The organism is Thermogemmatispora carboxidivorans (assembly GCF_000702505.1).
GTDB classification, from domain to species: Bacteria; Chloroflexota; Ktedonobacteria; order Ktedonobacterales; family Ktedonobacteraceae; genus Thermogemmatispora; species Thermogemmatispora carboxidivorans.
In genome coordinates this window covers 2705282-2725080 of sequence record NZ_JNIM01000001.1, presented here as the reverse complement: position 1 = coordinate 2725080, position 19799 = coordinate 2705282, and the positions used below count along the sequence as shown (strand labels likewise).

17 protein-coding genes are annotated in these 19799 nt (G+C 59.8%); 7 read left to right on the top strand and 10 right to left on the bottom strand.

Annotation, left to right across the window (positions count from 1 at the left end; all coding sequences use genetic code 11):
- Positions 1 to 62: 62 nt before the first annotated feature.
- From N688_RS10650 to N688_RS10640, 3 genes are all read left to right on the top strand, one after another.
- Entirely contained in the window at positions 63 to 275 is a 213-nt protein-coding gene (locus N688_RS10650; RefSeq protein ID WP_052889258.1) for a hypothetical protein, read from the top strand.
- 351 nt (positions 276 to 626) lie between these two features.
- Positions 627 to 1649, top strand: a complete 1023-nt coding sequence (locus N688_RS10645) for a LacI family DNA-binding transcriptional regulator (RefSeq protein ID WP_052889257.1) — start codon at positions 627 to 629, stop codon at positions 1647 to 1649.
- A 500-nt stretch (positions 1650 to 2149) separates the two neighbouring features.
- A complete protein-coding gene (locus N688_RS10640; protein WP_052889256.1) occupies positions 2150 to 3010 on the top strand; it encodes an aldo/keto reductase in 861 nt (286 codons plus the stop codon).
- Between the two features lie 298 nt (positions 3011 to 3308).
- Here N688_RS10640 and N688_RS10635 read toward each other — a convergent pair whose 3' ends face one another.
- The 3 genes from N688_RS10635 to N688_RS10625 all read right to left on the bottom strand — a co-directional run bounded on the left by N688_RS10635 (position 3309) and on the right by N688_RS10625 (position 5653).
- Positions 3309 to 4736: a PTS ascorbate transporter subunit IIC gene (locus tag N688_RS10635; protein ID WP_081838724.1), complete on the bottom strand. Its 1428-nt coding sequence runs from the start codon at positions 4734 to 4736 to the stop codon at positions 3309 to 3311.
- A 129-nt stretch (positions 4737 to 4865) separates the two neighbouring features.
- A complete protein-coding gene (locus N688_RS10630) occupies positions 4866 to 5138 on the bottom strand; it encodes a PTS sugar transporter subunit IIB (protein ID WP_052891458.1) in 273 nt (90 codons plus the stop codon).
- A gap of 35 nt (positions 5139 to 5173) precedes the next feature.
- The gene (locus N688_RS10625) at positions 5174 to 5653 is read right to left on the bottom strand and encodes a PTS sugar transporter subunit IIA (RefSeq protein WP_052889255.1); all 480 of its coding nucleotides are present in this window, start codon (positions 5651 to 5653) and stop codon (positions 5174 to 5176) included.
- A 518-nt stretch (positions 5654 to 6171) separates the two neighbouring features.
- On the opposite strand from N688_RS10625, the gene N688_RS10620 reads away from it, so the two are divergent.
- The 4 genes from N688_RS10620 (at position 6172) to ptsP (ending at position 9752) form a co-directional block, all read left to right on the top strand.
- A complete protein-coding gene (locus N688_RS10620) occupies positions 6172 to 7095 on the top strand; it encodes a MerR family transcriptional regulator (RefSeq protein ID WP_162179535.1) in 924 nt (307 codons plus the stop codon).
- A gap of 162 nt (positions 7096 to 7257) precedes the next feature.
- A complete protein-coding gene (locus N688_RS10615) occupies positions 7258 to 7659 on the top strand; it encodes a PTS sugar transporter subunit IIA (protein ID WP_052889253.1) in 402 nt (133 codons plus the stop codon).
- A gap of 58 nt (positions 7660 to 7717) precedes the next feature.
- Positions 7718 to 8032 (top strand): HPr family phosphocarrier protein, encoded by a 315-nt coding sequence (locus tag N688_RS10610; RefSeq protein ID WP_081838723.1) that lies wholly within the window; start codon positions 7718 to 7720, stop codon positions 8030 to 8032.
- Entirely contained in the window at positions 8025 to 9752 is a 1728-nt protein-coding gene (gene ptsP / locus N688_RS10605) for a phosphoenolpyruvate--protein phosphotransferase (protein WP_052889252.1), read from the top strand. The genes N688_RS10610 and ptsP overlap by 8 nt, the downstream gene beginning before the upstream one ends.
- A 157-nt stretch (positions 9753 to 9909) precedes the next feature.
- Here the strand turns inward: ptsP and N688_RS10600 are convergent, their stop codons facing one another.
- From N688_RS10600 to N688_RS10570, 7 genes are all read right to left on the bottom strand, one after another.
- Positions 9910 to 10641 (bottom strand): response regulator, encoded by a 732-nt coding sequence (locus N688_RS10600; RefSeq protein WP_052889251.1) that lies wholly within the window; start codon positions 10639 to 10641, stop codon positions 9910 to 9912.
- Entirely contained in the window at positions 10598 to 13372 is a 2775-nt protein-coding gene (locus N688_RS10595; protein WP_052889250.1) for an ATP-binding protein, read from the bottom strand. The genes N688_RS10600 and N688_RS10595 overlap by 44 nt, the downstream gene beginning before the upstream one ends.
- A 319-nt stretch (positions 13373 to 13691) precedes the next feature.
- Positions 13692 to 14732 (bottom strand): ABC transporter substrate-binding protein, encoded by a 1041-nt coding sequence (locus tag N688_RS10590; RefSeq protein WP_052889249.1) that lies wholly within the window; start codon positions 14730 to 14732, stop codon positions 13692 to 13694.
- Positions 14733 to 14883: 151 nt separating this feature from the next.
- The gene (locus N688_RS10585) at positions 14884 to 15720 is read right to left on the bottom strand and encodes an ABC transporter permease (RefSeq protein WP_156025671.1); all 837 of its coding nucleotides are present in this window, start codon (positions 15718 to 15720) and stop codon (positions 14884 to 14886) included.
- A 31-nt stretch (positions 15721 to 15751) separates the two neighbouring features.
- The gene (locus N688_RS10580; protein WP_081838722.1) at positions 15752 to 16645 is read right to left on the bottom strand and encodes an ABC transporter ATP-binding protein; all 894 of its coding nucleotides are present in this window, start codon (positions 16643 to 16645) and stop codon (positions 15752 to 15754) included.
- A gap of 335 nt (positions 16646 to 16980) precedes the next feature.
- Positions 16981 to 17748 (bottom strand): response regulator transcription factor, encoded by a 768-nt coding sequence (locus N688_RS10575; RefSeq protein WP_156025381.1) that lies wholly within the window; start codon positions 17746 to 17748, stop codon positions 16981 to 16983.
- 5 nt (positions 17749 to 17753) lie between these two features.
- Positions 17754 to 19586 (bottom strand): cache domain-containing sensor histidine kinase, encoded by a 1833-nt coding sequence (locus tag N688_RS10570; protein WP_162179534.1) that lies wholly within the window; start codon positions 19584 to 19586, stop codon positions 17754 to 17756.
- Between the last annotated feature and the right edge of the window lie 213 nt (positions 19587 to 19799).

Here is a 19799-nt window from a genome sequence, read left to right as displayed (position 1 = left end):
AGACAGAATATCCCTATGTCATGCCGTCCGGACGTCCATATAAGCCACGTCCGAGACACCACATGACAACTGATCCCGACCTGGCCACAGAAGAGCGTAGAAAAGAGGGCCTGCTGCGTCTGACCGCGCAAGCCGGCTGGGTCAAGAACTCGGTCCTTCCAGCCAGGGATAGCGGTCAACGCGGAAGCGAGGCGAGCGATGCCAACGTGAGGGCGGCTCAGGATGAGCGTGTTGGTGCTGGTGGGGGAGAAGCGAAGAGCGCCATAGCTGAGTGACCTCCTTAAGCGTATCTGTCGCTGGCAAACATTGGCAGGCACTGGCTCCCGTCAAGCGCTGACGAGCTGGGTGAGCCGAAGCAAGACAAGGTTAACGTTTACTCTGCCTTCTGAGGTAGAAGGTAGCATAGAAACTGAGGATTGTCAAGGGAGGTCTAAGTACTCGTTTTCCTTGACCCGGGGGCGCTAGCAGCTGTGTAGGAGCCTTGTCTGTGCAGTGAACGCTTGGGGCGTGCGTTGACATGGAGGGCAGAGCGTGGTACCATTGAAATGATCTCTCTGAGTTATCGTTTACCTACTGGGACAGGGGAGGGGCCGACACTGGAACCAAAACGACCAAAGCGCTTAACGATGGTAGAGATCGCCAGGCGCGCAGGCGTCTCGACCACAACGGTCTCCAAGGTCCTTAATCAGCGGCCTGGCGTCGGTGAGAAGACACGTGCCCGCATCCAGCGCCTGATCGAGCAGAGCGATTATGTCCAGAACCACGCTGCGCGCCATCTGCGCCGGGGGCGTAGTGGCTTAATCGACCTGGTGCTGATGCGCCTGGAGGGTGGCTATGATCTCGGCATCATGCAGGGGGTGCAGGAGGTGCTGGAGCAGAGCGGCTACCGCCTCGTGGTCTTTGCAACTAATGAGGATGAGGCAACCGAGCGTCTCTGGTTACGGCGTATCCTCGATCAATCGAGCGATGGCGTTCTGCTCTTGCTCCCCTACGAGCGAGTCGGGATCGCTGATACTCTCTTAGAGCAAGGGATTCCTTTTGTGGCCATTGGTGACCGCAACGAGCCGACAACGGCCTTCCCGACGATTGGCTCGACGATCTGGCTCGGTGGCTATACCGCTACGGAGTATTTGCTCTCGCTGGGCCATCGGCGCATCGGCATTATCACCGGCCCGCTGCATCTGACAACCTCGCGGGCGCGGCTGGCGGGCTATCGCGAGGCTCTGGAGCAGGCGGGAATCGCCGTTGATCCGGCCTTGATCTGTGAGGGAAGCTATTTGCTGGGTGATGGCATCCGGCAGACGGAGGCTCTGCTCGACTTGCCGGACCCGCCGACCGCCATTTTTGCTGGGAACGATGCCCAGGCGACTGGGGTCTACCAGGCGCTCTACCGGCGCCATGTTCGCATTCCCGAAGAGATGAGCGTCATCGGCTTCGATGATGTGACGTACTCGGCCCATCTGGCGCCGCCGCTGACGACGATCCGTCAGCCTTTGGAGGAGATGGGGCGGATGGCTGCAGAGATGCTCTTGCGCCTGATCGCTGGCCAGTCCCTGGAGACCCATCATGTGGAGCTGGCGACCTCGCTGGTGATTCGCGAGTCCTGTGGGCCACCACGCCAGGGACGGCTTGGCAGGGAAAAGAGCTAGACTACGAAGGTAGCCTTTCCCCTGCCTGTACCCAGGCAGGGCAGGGCTGGCCTAGTCCTCGACGCTCTTTCCCCTTCTGCTTGACCCTGTCCTGGTACTTCTCCTGAACCAGAAAAGCTCTTCCGGCTGGCCTCTCCAGTCGGTGTCTCCATCTGCTGCTGCTTCGACTAAGCCTTTATGCCTTGTCCTGTCTTGCTGCTCTCGCTGGACACTAAGCAAGCGTTGAGGAAGGAGCAGCCCAGGTTTGCTGGCGACAGCAGCAAGGTGTGTGCAGAATTTGCCAATTTCTGGCGAGAATTCTCCTAACGCTGGCCGCTGCTGACTGGATATACTCTCTCTGTGGAAGGCCCCCTTCCTTGCGGCTCAGGCCAGATTCGTGCTAGGTTATGGGGGATCGGGAGCAGTCCGGCCTGGGGCTGTTAGCCTTAATCAGGCCGTCTCTCCGGTTCCCATCCTTCTGCTAGCACCGTTATAACAATTGAGAAGGATAAGAGGGAAAGATGCCAGATCATCAGGTGCATGCCGATATTCCCTGGGTTACCTTGAACAACGGCGTACGCATGCCGCAGCTTGGTCTCGGAGTCTTCTTGACGCCGAAGGAGCAGACAATAAGCAGCGTGCTGGCGGCCTTTGAAAACGGCTACCGTCTCATCGATACCGCTGCCGCTTACCGCAATGAAGAAGAGGTTGGCGAAGCGATTCGGCAGAGCGGGCTGCCGCGTGAAGAGCTGTTTATCACCAGCAAGCTCTGGAACACAGATCATGGCTATGATCAGGCTCTCAAGGGCCTGGAGACAAGCCTCAAGAAGCTGGGTCTTGATTATCTGGATCTCTATTTGATCCACTGGCCGCTGCCTATGAAGGGTCTGACGGTCCAGACCTGGAAAGGACTGGAGCGCGCCTACAAGGACGGGAAGGTGCGAGCGATCGGCGTCAGCAATTTTAAGCCGGCCCATCTTGAGCGCCTCCTGCAGGAGAGCGAGGTGGTCCCGGCGGTGCTCCAGATCGAGCTTCATCCCACTTTTGCCCAAGAGGAAACACGGAATTATGCCAAAGCGCATGGCATTCAGGTTGAGTCTTGGTTTCCTCTGGGTGGACAGGGAAGCAAAGACACCCTGCTCAGCACACCGCTGCTCAGGCAGCTGGCCGACAAGTATGGCAAGACCCCGGCGCAGATTGTGCTGCGCTGGCACGTACAGCTTGGGCTGGTGGTCATTCCTAAGTCGGTGCACGCTGAGCGCATCAGGGAGAACTGCCAGATCTTTGATTTCGAATTGAGTCAGGAAGAGGTGGCCGCCATTTCGGCCCTCGATACCGGGGTGCGTCTTGGTCCTGATCCTGACACCTTCGGTGCCGAGTAACGGCTGATCAAGACTGCTGGGGACCATCTGCCGGTGGAAACACCATAGCGGGGGAGATGGCGCGAGAGGAGGTCGGAGGCGCTGATGGGGAGCGGCTGTCCTCCCTGTAGGGGCCTTTCCCTCGTGAGAGCGGAGGGTTACTACTGCGGGCGCCCCGTGCCACTGTTCCAGCCTGCAGCAGGAGGGAACGGAGAACGCACCACGCAAAGAGGGCTTGCTTGTGCTCTGTTGGCAGAGGCAGAGCAGAACAGAGCGGACGAGCAAGCCCTCACACGCAGCCAGTCTTATAGAAATCCGCTCAGGCGGTTGTCTCGGCGGTTGCCTGAGCCGTTTCAGGCGTCTCCTCTTGTGGTCCACTGCGCGGAGTAATGCGCAGTGTGACGAACGAGGCCAGAGCCAGGAGCACAATGGTCAGCACCACCACCACGGCATAGGAGCCGAAAAAGCCCGCCTTAGCTCCCAGCCCGGTGATGATGCCGGCCAGGCAGAAATCGGTATCCCCGAAGGTCGTATTCGCCAGGCCGAACGATCCCATGAAGGCCAGCAGCAAGGCTGGCAGGAGCGTAATCAGCAGGCCATTGATGAAGGCGCCGACGGCGGCTCCCAGCCAGCCGCCGCTAGAATTGCCATAGACGCCAGAGGTGCCACCGTCGAAGAAGTGGGGCACCATACCGGGAATAATCAGGGCCAGGCCCAGTGGTCCCATCAAGAACAGACCTACGATGCCACCCAGCAAGCTCATGATGAAGCCGATCAGGACCGCGTTGGGGGCAAAGGGGAAGGTTGTCGGGCAATCCAGGGCGGGCAAAGCGTTGGGCACCACTTTCTCAGCTATACCGCGGAAAGCCGGCACGATCTCCGCCAGGATCATGCGTACACCGACCAGGATAATGGCCACGCCCGCCCCGAAGGTCAGAGCCTGGGTCAAGGCAAACATGATATAGTTCCCACCGCCAGCGGCCTGCGCCAGCGCTGCTGGTCCGGCAATAATGGCCAGGACCAGATAAATGATCACCATTGTCAGCGTGGTCATCACCAGCGAGTCACGAAGGAAAGACAGCCCTTCTGGCACTACCAGATCCTCCGCGCTGGCCCGTGGCGCCCCCAGGCGGCGCACCAGCTTGCCCACCAGTCCCGACGTAATATAGCCGAACGTATTGAAGTGACCCAGGGCGAAGCCGGCATCGCGCGTCACCTTGCGCGTAAAGGGATGGACCAGGGCCGGCATCACTGCCCCAATTGTCCCTAGCATCAGCGCGCCCAATATGACCTGATGGATGCCCGTGATACCCGCGCTCCCCAGAACCACGGCCAGCACCGTGGCCATGTAGAAAAGATGATGACCGGTCAGGAAGACGAACTTTACCGGGGTCAGGCGCGCTAAAATCAGGTTGACCAGAAAACCGAACGCCATGATGAGCGCTGTTGGTGCGCCAAAGGCTTTTTGGGCCAGACTGACAATTGCCTCATTGGTTGGTACCACACCCTGCAGGTGAAAACCGGCCTGCACCATCGTTCCCAGTGGGGCCAGGGCGCCGATCAAAATAGTGGCTCCGCCTGTCAGAATCAAAAAGCCCACGATGGTCTTGAGCGTTCCGGCAATCAATTCGCTGACGGGGCGTCGTAGCACCAGCAAGCCCAGAAGGGCAATCAATCCCACCAGCAGCGGTGGCTTGCTCAAAATCTCCGAGACAATGAACTGAACGATCGCAAGCACAATGTTCATCGTTCACCATCCTTCTTCTGGCTGGCTCGTTAGCTAGCTAACGAGTGAGCCTGGAGGTCTCTCTCCAGGCCACAACAGTGCTTGTTCGCTGAAGGCAGATGCTCGCGCTGAGTTCGGCCTCAGCATCAGCTAGCTGCCTTTCACCAAGGGCAGCAGCTTCTCTTTCATCTCCTTTCGATCGACATAGTTCTTGATGACGACGATAGGGATGCCTCTATCGGCTAACAGGCGCGCAAATTCGGCAGAAGTGACAATAATGTCAGCCTGCTCCGAGCGCGCGGTTCCGATATCGCTCACGACAACCTGGGCCTTGAGACCGGCGGCCTTGAGAACGTCCTCGATGGTCATGCGCAGAACCAGGCTGCTGCCAAATCCCATGCCACAGACAGCTAAGATCTTCACAATGCATTCCCCCTGAGCCTCTGCTGCGTTCTCGCTCACGAAGCGGGCGAGGCAGCTGCAATGATGTGCATCACTTCCTCGGCGGAGGTACTGGCCTGAATCGCTGAGAGCGCCTGCTCATTCGCCAAGAGTTGGGTCAGCATGGTGAGTGCCTGCAGGTGCTTCTGACGGTCCACCGCGCCAAAGGCAATGGCGATCTTCACCGGGTCATTGTCCTCGTTGCCGAAGGGCACGGGAGGCTCCAGCGTCAGCAGGCTGATGCAGGGACGTTTGACCCCATCGCTCGGGCGCGCATGTAAGAGCGCCACGCCTGGCACAATGACCATGTAGGGGCCGTAGGTCTGCAGAGCCTGCCGCATGGCCTCGATGTAGCGCTCCTCGATGGCGCCGCTGGCCAGCAACAACTGACCAGCCTCTTGGATGACCTGCCCGGGATCGCTGGCAGCAACATGCAAGCGAATGGTGGCGGGCGTCAGCAGATCTTTGAGCTGAAACGGCGCGTCTGATGAAGCCACAGCGGATCTCTCTCCACGCTCGAGAAGCGGGCGAGGCGGCGCGCTACCGCAGCGCTGATCAGTCGTGGCTCTCGCCCCGCTCCCTCACACGTGTTCAGCTAGTCTTGCGCTGCTCCTCCGAATGGTCCGGCGCCTGCGCCTGGCCTCAGCTCTGCGCGCCAGGTACCAGGTGGGCGCCTCGTCAGGGCTGGGACCTGGCTGGGCCGGCGAAGCTGCCGTGGCTATGCCAGGCACTGCACCCGGCTGGACGGAAGAGCCTGCTTGCTACTAGGATAAACTTTGCCGTCGTGTGAAAGTCAAGCGGTTGCCCTGGCTCTTTCCCCTTCGCATTGCTGCTACTGACCCGGGGTTGGTCGTCAGCGCCGAGGGTGGGGAGCTAGCGCCGACGCAGCTCTGCCCTTACCTTGACTTTCACGTCGCGGCAAGGTTTATCCTAGAGGGAGGAGAAGCGCCTGTTCTCTCTATGGATGCCAGGCCAGTGCGCCTCCTCAGAGACGAGGAAGGAGGGGAGCAAGCTGGTGCTCAAGATCAGCGATTTTGCCAGGCTCGGGCAGGTCTCTATGCGGACCCTGCGCTACTACGACGAGATCGGATTGCTCAAGCCGGTGCAGGTTGATACCCTCACGGGATACCGCTACTATGCCGTTGAACAGCTCACGCGCCTTCACCGCATCCTCGATCTCAAGGAGATGGGCTTTGAGCTTGCCCAGATTGTCCAATTGCTGGATGAGCAGGTGACCCCTGAGCAGCTCCGTGCCGTGCTCCAGCAGCGGCTCGTCGAAGTTCAGCAGCAGATTCTCATCGAACAGGAGCGTCAGGCACGTATCGAGGCCCGTCTCAAGCAGCTGAGGCTCGATGATCAGCAGAGCAGCTATGAGGTTGTCCTGAAACGCCTCAAGCCGCAGCTCGTGGCCGCCAGTCGCACCACAGCCCCCAGCGTCGCACTCCAACTGCGCTTTGCCAGGCAGATGCTGCGATTTTTAAAGGACAGCGGAGTCAGGCCGGGTGAGCACATCCTGCTATTAACGCTGGATGCCAACGGCGGAGAAGGCGAGGGAAGCATCGTAGAGGTCGCCATTCCGGTGGAAGGGTCGTCACTCGGCAATATCGTCGAACGCAGCGGCGGCCACATCACTATTCGAGAACTGCCCGCGGTGACTGCTGCCACCTTGCTCTATCGGGGAGGCCCTTACGGCCTGAGCGAGGTCTATCAGTCGCTGGCCATCTGGATCGAGGCCCACGGCTACACCGTCGCCGGCCCCTACCGTCATCTGCTCCTGCACGACCAGGGTGAGGACGAACCGGAAGGCTGCCTGACCGAGGTCCAGCTCCCGGTCGAGCGCAAAGAAGGGGGAACCGGTCGCCTCTTCTTCCATAGTGGTAGACGCCCGGCAGGGGCAGAGAGCCTGGCCCTGTCGACACGCACCACCTGGCGAAGGTGAAGAAAAGGGAGGCTCAGGGCAGGAGAGGGAAGGGCAGGCCTATTCTCCTCTCCTCGCTCTGGACGCTGACCAAGAGCATAAGCGTGGTGACCATACTGACTATGTGCTTGACGTGGCTTCAGAGGCTGTGCCTCTGGGCAGCCTTGAGAGAGGAAGGGCTGCGTGATCGGTGTTGTCCTTGTTTCACATGGCTCGTTAGCCGCCGGTTTGAAGGACGCGGTCGAGATGATCGCTGGCCCCCAGGAGCGCTTTGTCGCCATCGGTATGCCCACTGGTGGCTCGCTTGAGCAGCTCAAACGGGAGGTCGAAGCCGCGGTTCGCGAGGTGATGAGCGATGGCGGGGTGCTGATCCTTATCGATATCCTGGGCGGCAATCCTGCCAGTGCCTCTCTGCAGTTGGCGCTGCAGGGAACTCAAGTCATCTGCGGCGTCAATCTCCCAATGCTGCTTGAAATTCTTGTGCAACGAGAATATATGAGCTTGCGCGATCTCACGCCTCTCGCCATTCAGGCCGCGAAAGAGGGCGTGATTAATCTTACCCAGCGTCTGGCTGATCGTGGCTAGCGGCTCGTACCCGTATTATGGCCCAGATCAGCCCGGCTGAGCAGGAAAGGGGATAGGTTTGGCTGCATCAACAGAAGTGGTTGTTGCCTACCGTGACGGCCTGCATGCCCGTCCGGCCACGCTGCTGGCCAAAACAGCGGCGGCCTTCTCGTCGACGATCACCATCGAAAACCTGACGCAAGGCAGTAAGCCGGTAAACGCCAAAAGCCCGCTGACAGTTTTGTCGATCGGCATTCAGCGCAATGATCGGCTGCGCATCGCTGCCGACGGAGAAGACGAAGACGAGGCCGTAGAGACCATCGCCCGGCTCATCGCCGACAATTTCGGCGAGGCCGAGGAGGCTGAGCAGCAGGAGCAAGTGAGCAATGAGTGAGAGACGAATCCGTGGCATAGCAGCCTCTCCGGGGATTGCCATCGGTCCGGTCTACCGCTATGAGCCGCTCCTCATCACAGTCGAGGTGGAAGCGGGCCAGGATGTGGCGACGGAGCTGGCGCGTCTCGAAGCGGCTCTGGCAGCGGCTCGCCAGGAAATCCGGCTTCTGGCCGAGGAGGCTGGCAGGGCCGTTGGTCCCAAGGAGGCGGCCATCTTCTCCGCGCACGAGCTGTTTCTCCAAGATCCCGAATTGCTGCAGCAGGTACAGGGACGCATCCGCCAGCAGCAGAGTGCCGCCTCTGCCTGGCAGGCGGGATTTCAACACTATATTCACCAACTGCAAGCGGTCCAGAACGAATATTTACAGGCCCGGGTCCTTGATCTAGAGGATGTGGCGCAGCGGGTCCTCCGTCACCTGACGGGGCAGGCTGAAGAGAGCTGGCAGCTGAGCGAGCCGGCGGTTATCGTTGCGCACGAGCTGACCCCTTCGGCGATCGTGCGCTGTCCGCGGGAGCAGGTGCTGGCTTTCTGCACGGCCCAGGGAGGGCCGACCTCTCATGTGGCCATTCTGGCCCGGGCCTTGGGAGTACCGGCGGTAGTTGGCTTAGGAGAAGAGCTAGCGGGGGTGCGCTCTGGGCAGGCTGTGATCGTAGATGGAGAACGGGGTCTTGTCATTGCTGAGCCAGAGGCTGAGGCCCTGGCTCGCTATCGTCGGCAGGCCCAACGGCTCCAGAGGCGGGCCAGGCAGGCGGAGGAAGACAGGCAGCAGCCGGCCTGCACCAGAGATGGTCGATGCTACCCCGTGCGAGCCAATGTCCAGACCCCGGAAGAGGTGGCCGCTGTGCGGACCTGTGGAGCCGAGGGAATTGGTCTCCTACGCACTGAATTTCTGTTTCTCGAGCGCCGCCAGGCGCCCAGCGAGGAGGAGCAGCGAGAGATCTATCGCGCTCTCATCGAGGCGGTCCAGCCGGCGCCTGTCGTCTTCCGTACCTTTGACATTGGAGGGGACAAGCCGGTGCCCTATCTCTCCCTGCCACGCGAGTCCAACCCGTTTTTGGGCCTGCGGGGGGTGCGCCTGGGCTTGCAGCGCCCGCCGCTCTTGCGCACCCAGCTGCGGGCCTTGCTCCGCGCGGGCGCGGGGCGGGAGCTGCGCATTCTGTTCCCAATGGTCAGCAGCTATGAGGAGGTCGAAGCCCTGCGTCGCCTCGTGCAGGAAGTAGAGCAGGAGCTACGTCAGCAAGGGCAGGAGCTGGCTGAGCGCGTCGAGCTTGGCATCATGATCGAGGTGCCAGCTGCCGCCCTGCTGGTCGACGTCCTGGCCGAAGTCGTTGACTTCTTCAGCCTGGGCACCAACGATCTCACCCAGTATGTTCTGGCTGCCGATCGCACCAATGAGAGCACGGCCTCCCTGGCCGATCCTTTTCATCCCGCCGTCCTGCGTCTGCTCCAGCTGACCGTCGAGGCGGCCCACCGTTGCCAGCGCCGCGTAGAGATCTGCGGGGAACTGGCGAGCGAGCCGCTGGCGCTGCCCCTCTTACTGGGTCTAGGGATCGATGAGCTCAGCATGGTGCCCCGGGCTGTTCCACGTTGTAAAGAGGCGATCCGTCGCTGGACCCTCCAGGAAGCTCAGCAGGTAACCAGGGAAGCTCTCCACCTGCGCACAGCGGCAGAGGTCCGCTCATATCTGCATACCTGCTCTCCAGATGAAGCTGCTTCTTAAAAAAAGAAGAAGGGAAAGAAAGCGAGAGCCGTAGGACGTGCAGGTGCCGATAGAGCACCTGCACAGGGCCGGTCAGTGCTGTGCTTCTCTATGCATTGTGGGCTTGGCCATACGTGGGGGAGGTGGAGGAGCGATAGAGGGAGCGGTCTCTGTCAGCCTATTCCACATCAGGGCCGGGAGCCACAAAGCGATAGCCTACCCCTGGTTCGGTCAGAAAGTAGCGTGGGTGAGCGGGGTCAGGCTCAAGTTTCTGGCGCAGGCGATTGAGATAGACGCGCAGATACTCCACCTCACCGCCATACTCTGGTCCCCAGACCCGTTGAAGCAGCCAGCGATGAGTCAATACCTTGCCAGCCTGGGTGATCAGCTGCTCCAGCAGAGCAAACTCTGTTGGAGAGAGGCGGACCTCCTCGCCGCCGCGGCGGACGATGCGCTTGGCCAGATCCACCTCGATCTCTCCGAAGCGTCGCGCCCTTAGCGTTGCCTGTGTCGCTGTCTCGCTCTCCCACTGGGCGCGTCGCAACGCGGCCCGCACTCGTGCTAGCAGCTCCTCTACTCCGAAGGGCTTCGTCAAATAGTCGTCGGCTCCCAAATCCAGTGCGGTCACCTTGTCCCGTTCGGCGTCGAGGGCCGTCAGCACGATAATGGGAACTGTCGACTGCTCGCGCACGCGCTGGCAGACCTCTAACCCGTCCATCCGGGGCATCATCAGATCAAGAATCAACAGGTGCGGTCGCTCCCGCTCGAAAAGTGCCAGCGCTTCCAGGCCAGTACTGGCCTCCAGCACTTCGAAACCGCGTACGCGCAGATTGCGACTCACGAAGTCGCGCAGCGCCAGCTCATCCTCAGCGAGCAAGATGCGTCTGGCCTTCCCTATTCCTGTGACCATCGCTGGAATCTCCTTCTTCTTCGTCGACTGCCTCATGAAGCGCCGTCAGTGCCGACTGCGAGGCGCAAGGCAACGAAAAACACATCACTGTGCCTTCTGGGCCGCTCTGCGCCCAGATGCGTCCCCCATGTGCCTCCACGAAGGCTTTGCAAATTGCCAGGCCCAACCCTGTCCCGCCGGCATGCTGGCGGCGTCCGCGTGGGGCCCGATAGAAGCGTTCAAAGATATGTGGCAGCTCCTCGGAGGCAATACCTGGTCCATCATCGAGCACAGCAAAGGTCAGGGTCCCCACCTCATCCGTAGAGAGCCAGGCCCTGACCCGCACCTGGTGCGCCCCATAGAGCAAGGCATTGCTGATCAAATTGTGCAGAACTACTTCGATCCGCCCGCGATCCACCAGGGCCGGGGGCAGCCCTGGCGGGATCTCCACCGCTAGCGTCGCCGCTCCCGGCTTGATGCGCTCGCCGACCGACCGCACCAGCGCGCGCGGATCGACAGGGACGCGCCTGAGTTGCAGCAGGCCGGCCTCTTGCCGTGAGAGGTCAAGCAGATTGCGCACCAGCTGCGTCAGGCGATCGGCCTCTTGCATGATAGTTTGCAAAAACTGCTGCTGCTCCTCTGGAGGCCAGACCACGTCTTGCTGCAGCAAAGTCGAAGCGTAGCCCTTGATGGCTGCCAGAGGCGTGCGCACTTCGTGGCCGACCGCGGCCAGCAGCGTCGTCTTAAACTCATCCAGCTCTCGCTCGCGGGTGACGTCGCGTACCAGCAAGCCGCGCCCAATGGTCTTACCGCTCTCGCTCTGCACAGCGAAGAGCCGCATCTGGAGGGCGCGGGCCTGCGTTCCCTCGCCGTTCTCAATCAGAAACGTGGCTGGCTCCGTCCGGCTCAAAGCTTGCGCGCAGGCCGCGGCCTCAGCCCCAGTCGCCTGTAGGGCCTCATAAAAGGCCGCAATGGCGCGCCCCTCCAGAGCCGTGCGTGGCAGACCGGCAATGGCGCAGGCTGCCTGATTGGCATAGAGAATCTGGCCATCGATGCCCAATAAGAGCAGCCCATCCTGCATACTCTCCATGATAGCCGCCAGCCGCTGTTTCTCCTCCGTAGCTCGCCGATAGAGGCGTTCGTTCTCCCTGGCGACCTCGCGCAGCCGCTCATCGCTGCGCTCGTAGAGGACGGCATGCTCCCAGGCGAGCGTCGCATAGTTGGCGAAGGTTGACAGCAACTGGACCTCATGCTCCTCGAAGAGGCGTGGCTCACGCCGGTGGACCACCAAAACGACGCTGCCGACGTGATGGCTGATGATAGGTAAGGCGAGAACCGCGCGAAAGCCGTCGTCGTAGGCAAAAGAGGGCTGACTGCCATCAAGCAGCTTCTGCACCGGCTGGCCGCTATTGAGAGCCAGCACTGCTGCCGAACTGACGCGCTCAGGCGAAAGAGAGAGCTGGCGATCGTAGCGCTCGCTGTGACCACTGCTTTGCAATACCCGCAAGATCCCTTGCTCGTCGGGTAGCAGCACGGCCACCGCCTGGACATCGACCAGGCGCTGTACCTCGTGCATGATTTCTGCGATGACGGCGCGAGGATCGAGAGAGCGAACCACGGCGCTCGAAGTCTCTAGCAGGGTACGCAGCTCACTCAGCTTGCGCAGGCCGTCGCGCTCCAGGCGGATCAACGAACGTGCCAACTCACCAATCTCATCGTCCTGGCGCGCGAGCAGGAGCGTGGCTGTGGGGATGGCTTCACTGCTGGCTGGCAGCGCCTGATGCTGACCAGCCAGCATCTGTAGGGGACGGATAACGCGCAAGTGGAGGAGCAGCCAGAAGAGCAGGCCGCCTAGACTAAAGAGTGAAGCCACGAGCAAGAGCCAGAGATGGAACTGATCGACGACGGCCAGCGCCTCACTCGTCGGACGCTCGACCACCACCGCCCAGCCGATTTTCGGCACCGGTACAGAACTAAACAGCCAGTCCTGGCCGTCCGGTCCAGGCCCGGTACGTGAGAGGCTCTGACCCTGAAGCGCCTGGGCCGCTCCGGGCAACTCGCCGAGGGCCGTCTCAAGCAAGCGCCTGCCCTCGGATGCGGCCACCACGACCCCGTTGCCATCAATCACGGCGATCATCAGATGCTTGCTTTGTCGCTGCTGGGCCTGGACCACGTTGGCCAGCGGCAGGCTCAGCTCTGCCAGCGAGAAACTGGCGGCAACCAGTCCACGCAGGCGGCCCTGAGAGCGTACGGCCTGGGCCACGATGACCCCTGGGCTGGCAAGCCTGCTGGAGGCCAATCCGACGATGCCCACCTCAAAGGCCGGCTGGTCGCTCTTCAGCGCCTGCTCAACGACCGTGGGAGGAGAGAATTCGGCCCCTGCAATGATGTGGTCAGCCGGCCAGGCCACCAGTACTGCGCCGAAAGGGTCAAGCCAGTAGACATGATCGACATCGTTCCGGGCGCCATGCCAGGCCTGGAAGAGCTGTTCAAGCCTGGCCGGGGCCGTGTTCGGGGAAGCCAGCACCAGCCGGCCCAGGTTCTGTAACGCTTGTTCGGCTCCCAGCAGCTGCAGGCTCGTCTCCCGGGCGATCTCTTCGGCCAGGGCCTGATCTGCAGCCTGGACATCGCTACGCAGCCGCTGCTCAACGAGCATGTTGATTCTGGCTCCGCCGAACAGGACAACCATGACGAAGAGAAGATAGACCGTGAGCAGACGAGTCAGTAGGGAGCGACGAAGCGCAGGCCGCATAAGCCTTTCTCCACAGTGAACCTGGCTGGCTTCTCTCGGTCACAAGGCGCTCCGCGGTCCCGCCCGCTCTTGCGGCGCGTCTCTCTGGGGCCAGGCACCCCAGTGTTACGGCTATCTGCCTGTCTTCCGACCAGGGACAAAGACCGGGACCCGGGCGCCTCGACTCTGCCCGGCAGGGAGCGGGTGCGCTCCCGTCCAGCTCGGGAGGCTCTGCCCTGCTCGGTTTGCTGATACTCTCGAAGCAAGGACAGAGCCAGCATCACCCTATTATACTATCTCGATCCTCTTGATCCGTCTAGCGCTCAGACCGCTCTCTCCCCTAACTGGCCTTGCTGGCGAACTCATTGGTGTAGGTCGTACTCAGATCGATCTGCTTCCCCTGCACCGAGCTATTTGACTGCTGCTCGGTGCTCAGAACAAACTCCGGTCCACCGGCGGGCATCAGGCCATCGGGACTGAAAATCGCTAGCTGGTTCTGCAGCGCCGTCACATACAGCTGCTTGTTGCCGGCGTAGTAGTCGGCAGGCATCATGTCGGCGATCTGCTCCGCCGTATGGCTATGGATCCATTTCAGGGTCTTGACATAGGCGTTGACGAGCTTCTGCACCACATCCTTGTGAGCATTCACATAGTCGTTGCGCATGAAGACGCAAATGAAGGGGTAAGGGCCACCGAGGGCGGCTTGCGTGGTCTGGGGCGTGCGCAGATCGACCAGGACCTTACCGATACCGCTGGCCATAATGCGTGAGATAGTCGGCTCTGTCGTCATGCCGGCGTCGATCTTGCCCTGCTGCAGGGCGGCGATAAAGGTATCTCCAGCCCCCACGGGGACGAAGTGGACCTGATTGGGAGCAACGCCTACCTTGTGGAGAAGGACAGTGGTCAGGGTTTGCGTTCCCGAACCCAGCTCGGTGACCCCGAGATTCTTTCCCTTGAGGTCGCTCACTGAGCGGATCTGGCCGGCCTCGCGCGTAGCCACAATCTCGGCCTCACCTGGAGCGATGTCGAGCTGCACCACACACTCCATCTGCTTCCCCGCCGCTTGTAACTCAATAGTGTGGTTATAGGAGCCGGAACCGGCATCGACCTGGCCGGCGAGCACCTCGTCCTCTGCGGACTGGCCAGAGGCTTCATCAATGAGCGTAACTGCTAGACCTTCCTGAGCAAAGTAGCCGAGCCGTTGGGTCAACATGTTAGGTAAATAAATCTGCTTGCTCAAGCCACCAACCATGATCTTGAGCTGAATCTTGCCATTGCTCACCGTTGGGCCGCCGCTGCCGCCGCAGGCACTGGCCAGCACGGCCAGCAAGAGGATGAGCGCGGTGATGGGCTGGCGTAGCCACTCTCGCTTGACACTCATGGTCTTTCTCTTCCTTTCCCTTCGTGCGTTCCGTTCGTTGTGCTGTTCTGGTGGTACCCAGACAATGCCCCCTCGTGGTGCTGCTGCACCTTGCTTAGCCGTCTCAGCTGTGGGGGCGTGGGCACTATATCCCCTTGCAACTGGATCGATCTCAGAGTGTGACCTCACTCAGAGCGGTTGGGCGCCAGCGCAGCAGGCGCCGCTCCAGGGCAGTAATCACGATCTCCGAGAGTAGAGCCACTGCAGCCAGGATCAGCATGGCCGCGAAGACTCCGTTGGCGTTGAAGGTGGCGCCGGCATTCTGGATCATCAGACCGATGCCCTCGATCGAGCCGACAAACTCGCCGACCACAGCCCCCACCAGCGCAAAGCTAAAGCTGGTGTGCAGGCTGGCAATAATCCAGGTGAGCGCCGAAGGCAAGATAACCTCGCGGAAGAGCTGCCAGCGGTTGGCCCCCAGGATGCGAGCGTTGGCCAACAGATTCCGATCGACCTCGCGCACGCCCTGGAAAGCATTGAAGAAGACGATGAAGAAGACCAGGACGACCGCCAGGGCGATCTTTGACTGGCTGCCCAGGCCCAGCCCAATGGCGAACAGCGGCGCCAGAGTCACACGAGGAATAGAGTTGGCCGCCTTAATATAGGGGCCAAGCAGCTCGGCGAGAAAGGCGTTACGACCCAGGAGAACGCCGAAACTAATGCCGAGGACGACGCCGATCAAGAAGCCAAACAGGGCCTCCTCCAGCGTCACAGCAATCTGCACCCAGAGCGGTCCCTGAGCGGTCCCGTGGACCACCCAGGTCACAAGCTGCTGCCAGATCCCAGACGGGCGCCCCCAAAAGAAGGGATCGATCAGGCCGAGCCGTGTCCCCAATTCCCAGCCGCCGATCAGAACCACGAGCAGCAGCAAACGCAGGGCATTAATGAGCCAGCGGCGGCGGCGACGTCGGCCAGTCAGGGCCGCCAGGATAGCGCTATCTGCCTCCATTGCCTTGGCTGCGCCATCGCTCTCTCCATGTTCAAGACGATTGCTTCGCTCGCTCATAGCTAATCATCACCTCGTCGCGGAGGTCCTCCCAGATATCGTGATAGAGCCGCACAAAGCGTGGATCAAAGCGGATCTCGGCCACATTGCGCGGGCGGGGCAGATCGATAGTATAGATCCCCTTGACCGTGGCTGGACCGGCGGTCAGAACGCAGACGCGGTCGGCAAGGGCGATAGCCTCCTCCAAGTCATGGGTCACGAAGACCACCGAAGCCGAAAGCGCAGACCACAGCTGTAGCAGCTCGTTCTCCATCAGTGTGCGTGTCTGGACGTCGAGCGCGCTGAACGGTTCATCCATCAGCAGAATCTGCGGCTCATTGATGAAGGTCTGGGCAAGGGCCACACGCTTGCGCATACCGCCCGAGAGCTGGTGCGGATAGCGGTCCTCGAAACCGGCCAGACCGACACGAGCAATCCAGGCGCGGGCCCGCTCCAGCGCTTCCCGCTTGGGAAGGCCGCGAAAGAGAGGGCCAGCGGCCACGTTGGACAGCACGTTCTTCCAGGGGAAGACGGCGTCGGTTTGAAAGACATAGCCGATGCGCGGATCGGTACCGTGCACCTCTTCCCCCATGACCAGGACGGTGCCAGCGCTCGGCGTATCCAGTCCGGCGATGAGACTCAAGGTGGTGGACTTGCCGCAGCCAGTAGGGCCGATAAGAGCGCAGAATTCGCCCGGGGCTACAGCGAGGCTCAGATCGCGCAGTGCGGTGTAGCTCTGGCCACCGGGCGTGAGAAAGCGCTTGGTCACCTGACGCAGCTCGATGACTGTTGTGCTCCCCTTAGAGTACCGGGCGCTGGGTACCTCTTGAGCCGGTGAGCAGGGCGTAGGAGATGAAGCGGGTGGGACGTTTCTCTGTGAGTGTTGCATTCTTCATTCTTCTCGCTGCCGGAGAAAATGCGACCTCTATCACAGTCTCGGTCGACTAGCCGACCAGCCAACCAGTGGGTGTGCCAGGCTCATAGATCAGGCAATCCGACTGGCTGGCTGGCTCCGTTCTCAATGGCTCGTCTCTGAGTGGACACTCTCAATTTACCCGATGATGCGTAAATGACGCATAAATGACCAGGGGAGAGAGTTAAACATTGCATAAATGCTCTGGCGCTCTTAACGGAAGACTGCTTCGAGCAGCGACTTCCCTCGGGAAGAAGGCAACTCCTGCTTGCTAACTGTGGCAAGACAGAGAGAGGTGAGAAACTATGTGATCAGTTTTTTGTGTCTTTGCCACGTATTTCGCGAAAATCTGTCGGAGAGAGACCAAAGGCTTTGTGAAACGCCATTGAAAACGCTTTGGGATTGCTGTAGCCGACTTGCTGAGCGATGTCAGCGATGCGGAGAGCTGGGTCCTGTAAAAGGGAGCGTGCGCGCTGCATACGACAGGCAACAAGATATTCTTGGAAGCCCTTTCCGCTCTCTTTTTTAAAGAGTAAGCTCAGATAGCCGACAGAATAGTGGAAACGGTGTGCCAGATCGAGCAGGGTAATCTCTTCATGCAGATGGTCATGAATCCAGCGGCGGATTTGCTCAATGATCAGGCGTTCTTGTCGCTCACATGTTTCGGGGAGAGGGGAGGCAGGGAGGGAGCGTAAGACCACCTCCTCAACCAAGCGAAGCACATCGGACGGATTAATGGGTTTCAAGAGGTAGTCGACGACTCCGTAGCGCAGAGCCTGGCGAGCATAGTCAAAGTCGCGGAAACCAGAGATGAGCGCGATCTTCACAGGCAGATCGGCCTCTTTCTTCCTGGCGCATATCTGCAATCCATCCATCTCCGGCATCCGAATATCGATAAATGCCAGCCTAATCTGTGGCTCACGCTCCAACGTGTGCCAGCATTCTAGACCATTGCTGGCCTCCAGGACAAGCAGATCTGGGTAGCGGCGCGAGATGAGCATCTGAAGCCCTTGGCGAAGGGCACGTTCGTCATCGGCCACCAGAATCACATTCTCTTTCTTTATCTGCTGCTGATTCATATAGATCACCTCTTCTCTTGCGAGGAGTGTGCTTCTAGCACGCGCAATGGCAAGCGAATGGTCACCTGAATCCCCTGGCCTGCTGATCCAGCGCCAAGGGTCAGCCCATAGTTGGGACCAAAGATGCGTTGGATCTGCCCCTGGACATTGAGAATCCCGATATGGCGGGAGCGAGCGAGGAAATTTGTCTCATATCGGAGCCTCTCCTGCCAGTACTGCAATTGATCTGGTCTCATGCCGATACCATCATCACAGATCGTGATGACCAATTGTTCTTCTTCTTGCCATCCCTGGACCCAGATATTTCCCCCTTCGGCTTTGGGATCAAGGCCGTGGTAAACAGCATTTTCGACGAGCGGCTGCAGAGTAAAGCGCGGGATGCTGTAGATCAGCAGATCCTCTGGAATCTGAATAGTATAGTTCAAGCGTTCTTCATAGCGGATCTTGATGAGGGAGAGAAAATGCTCGATGTGTTCCACCTCCTGTTGCAGCGTTGCCAGGGGGCTGGGTTCCAGCGCGTAGCGCATTAACCGTCCGAGGTGGTAAGCCAACATAGCCAGACGCTCCTGTCCTTCCATCAAGGCGAGCATCTGGAAAGTGCCAAGGGTGTTGTAGAGAAAGTGGGGGTTGATCTGGCTGTGCAGTGCTGCTAACTCTGCTCTTTGACGCTGCAGCTGTGACTCATAGTTATCCTGGATGACCTCCTTGAGGCGAGCCACCATATGATTGAAACTACTGCCGAGCGACTGAAGCTCACCGCGGCCCCGAGGCAGGAACCGGACATCGAGATTGCCGTTTTCAACCTCTTTCATCAAGGTGCGCAGCTGAGTGATCTGCTGGCTCAGTCGTTGGATGACGGTGACTGTGCTGCCCAGCACTACAAGGATGGTCAGGCAGATGATCAGCACGGTCGTTTCTTTGATTGCCTCGATGTCTTGCATCAGGCTGGAGCTAGGAACAAGTGCGGCCACCGTCCAGCCAGAGAGTCCAGAGGTATTGCTAGAGAGGAAATAATCAGTCTGGTTCCAGCTCAGCTCCCCCTCTTGACGGTGGAGGGCCTGCAGGACCGCGCTGATCAGCGTGCGTGTCTGGTCTGGTCCCCCTGCCGTTTGGCTTGCCAGAGGAGAACTGTAAATCAATTGCCCAGAGGGGCCGTAGATGAGAAAAAGTGTTTCATCCTGACCGGAAGAATTCGAGATGATTTGGTCGATAGTCGTCTGGGTGTCAATGTTCAGAACAATCGCGCCCACCGTTTGGAAGGTTGCCGTATTGACCAGTGCCTGGGCCACCGAAAAGACCAGGCGCTTCCCCTGATCCGAGGGCAGGGGATGGGCCGGGAGGAGCAGCGTGCGAATGGTGGAGGAATGCATCAAGGTCTGGAACCAGGGCAGAGATTGCCAATGATCGAGCGGTTGAAGGTCGATGAAGCTCTCCGAAAAAACTGTTGAGCCAGCAGTATAGATGTCGACTGAATCAATGTTTGTATTACGAATGAGGATATCAAGACAAAAATTCTCAATAGCCTCAATATCGCTTAACGAGACCGTGTCAAAGGTCAGCTCAGGGTGCTGCGTATAGTAGGTGACAATGCGCTGAATCTCTGGCTGATACAGTGGAGTCTTTGCCAGCTGGATGGCCTGCTCTAGCGTTGTGTCTAGATTATGATTGACCAGAGAAGCAATTTGGCTAACGTTCTGGGCAGAGCGATTCTGCAAAGCCCGGTAGGATATTTGGTACGATACATATCCAATGAAAGCCAGAGGGAAAATAATGATTGGCAAGAGAAACAGAGATAGTTGTGTGCGGAAGGGAACCACTCCATTGCTGTGCATTCTCATCGCTGAGTTTCTCCCGCTCATTTCACTGGGCAACAGCGAGGCATGGCGGCCTGGCAGCAGCTGAGCTGCCTCGGCTATTGATTGTAAGCAATCGCTCCTGGCTCTGTCTATGGTCAGGTAAGTGGAGGTAACAGTCGCTCAGCGCTGTTGTGAGCTGCTCTGAAGGCCCATTTACCTCCGCTGAACGTGGAAGGAAATCTAGCCCTCTGTTTT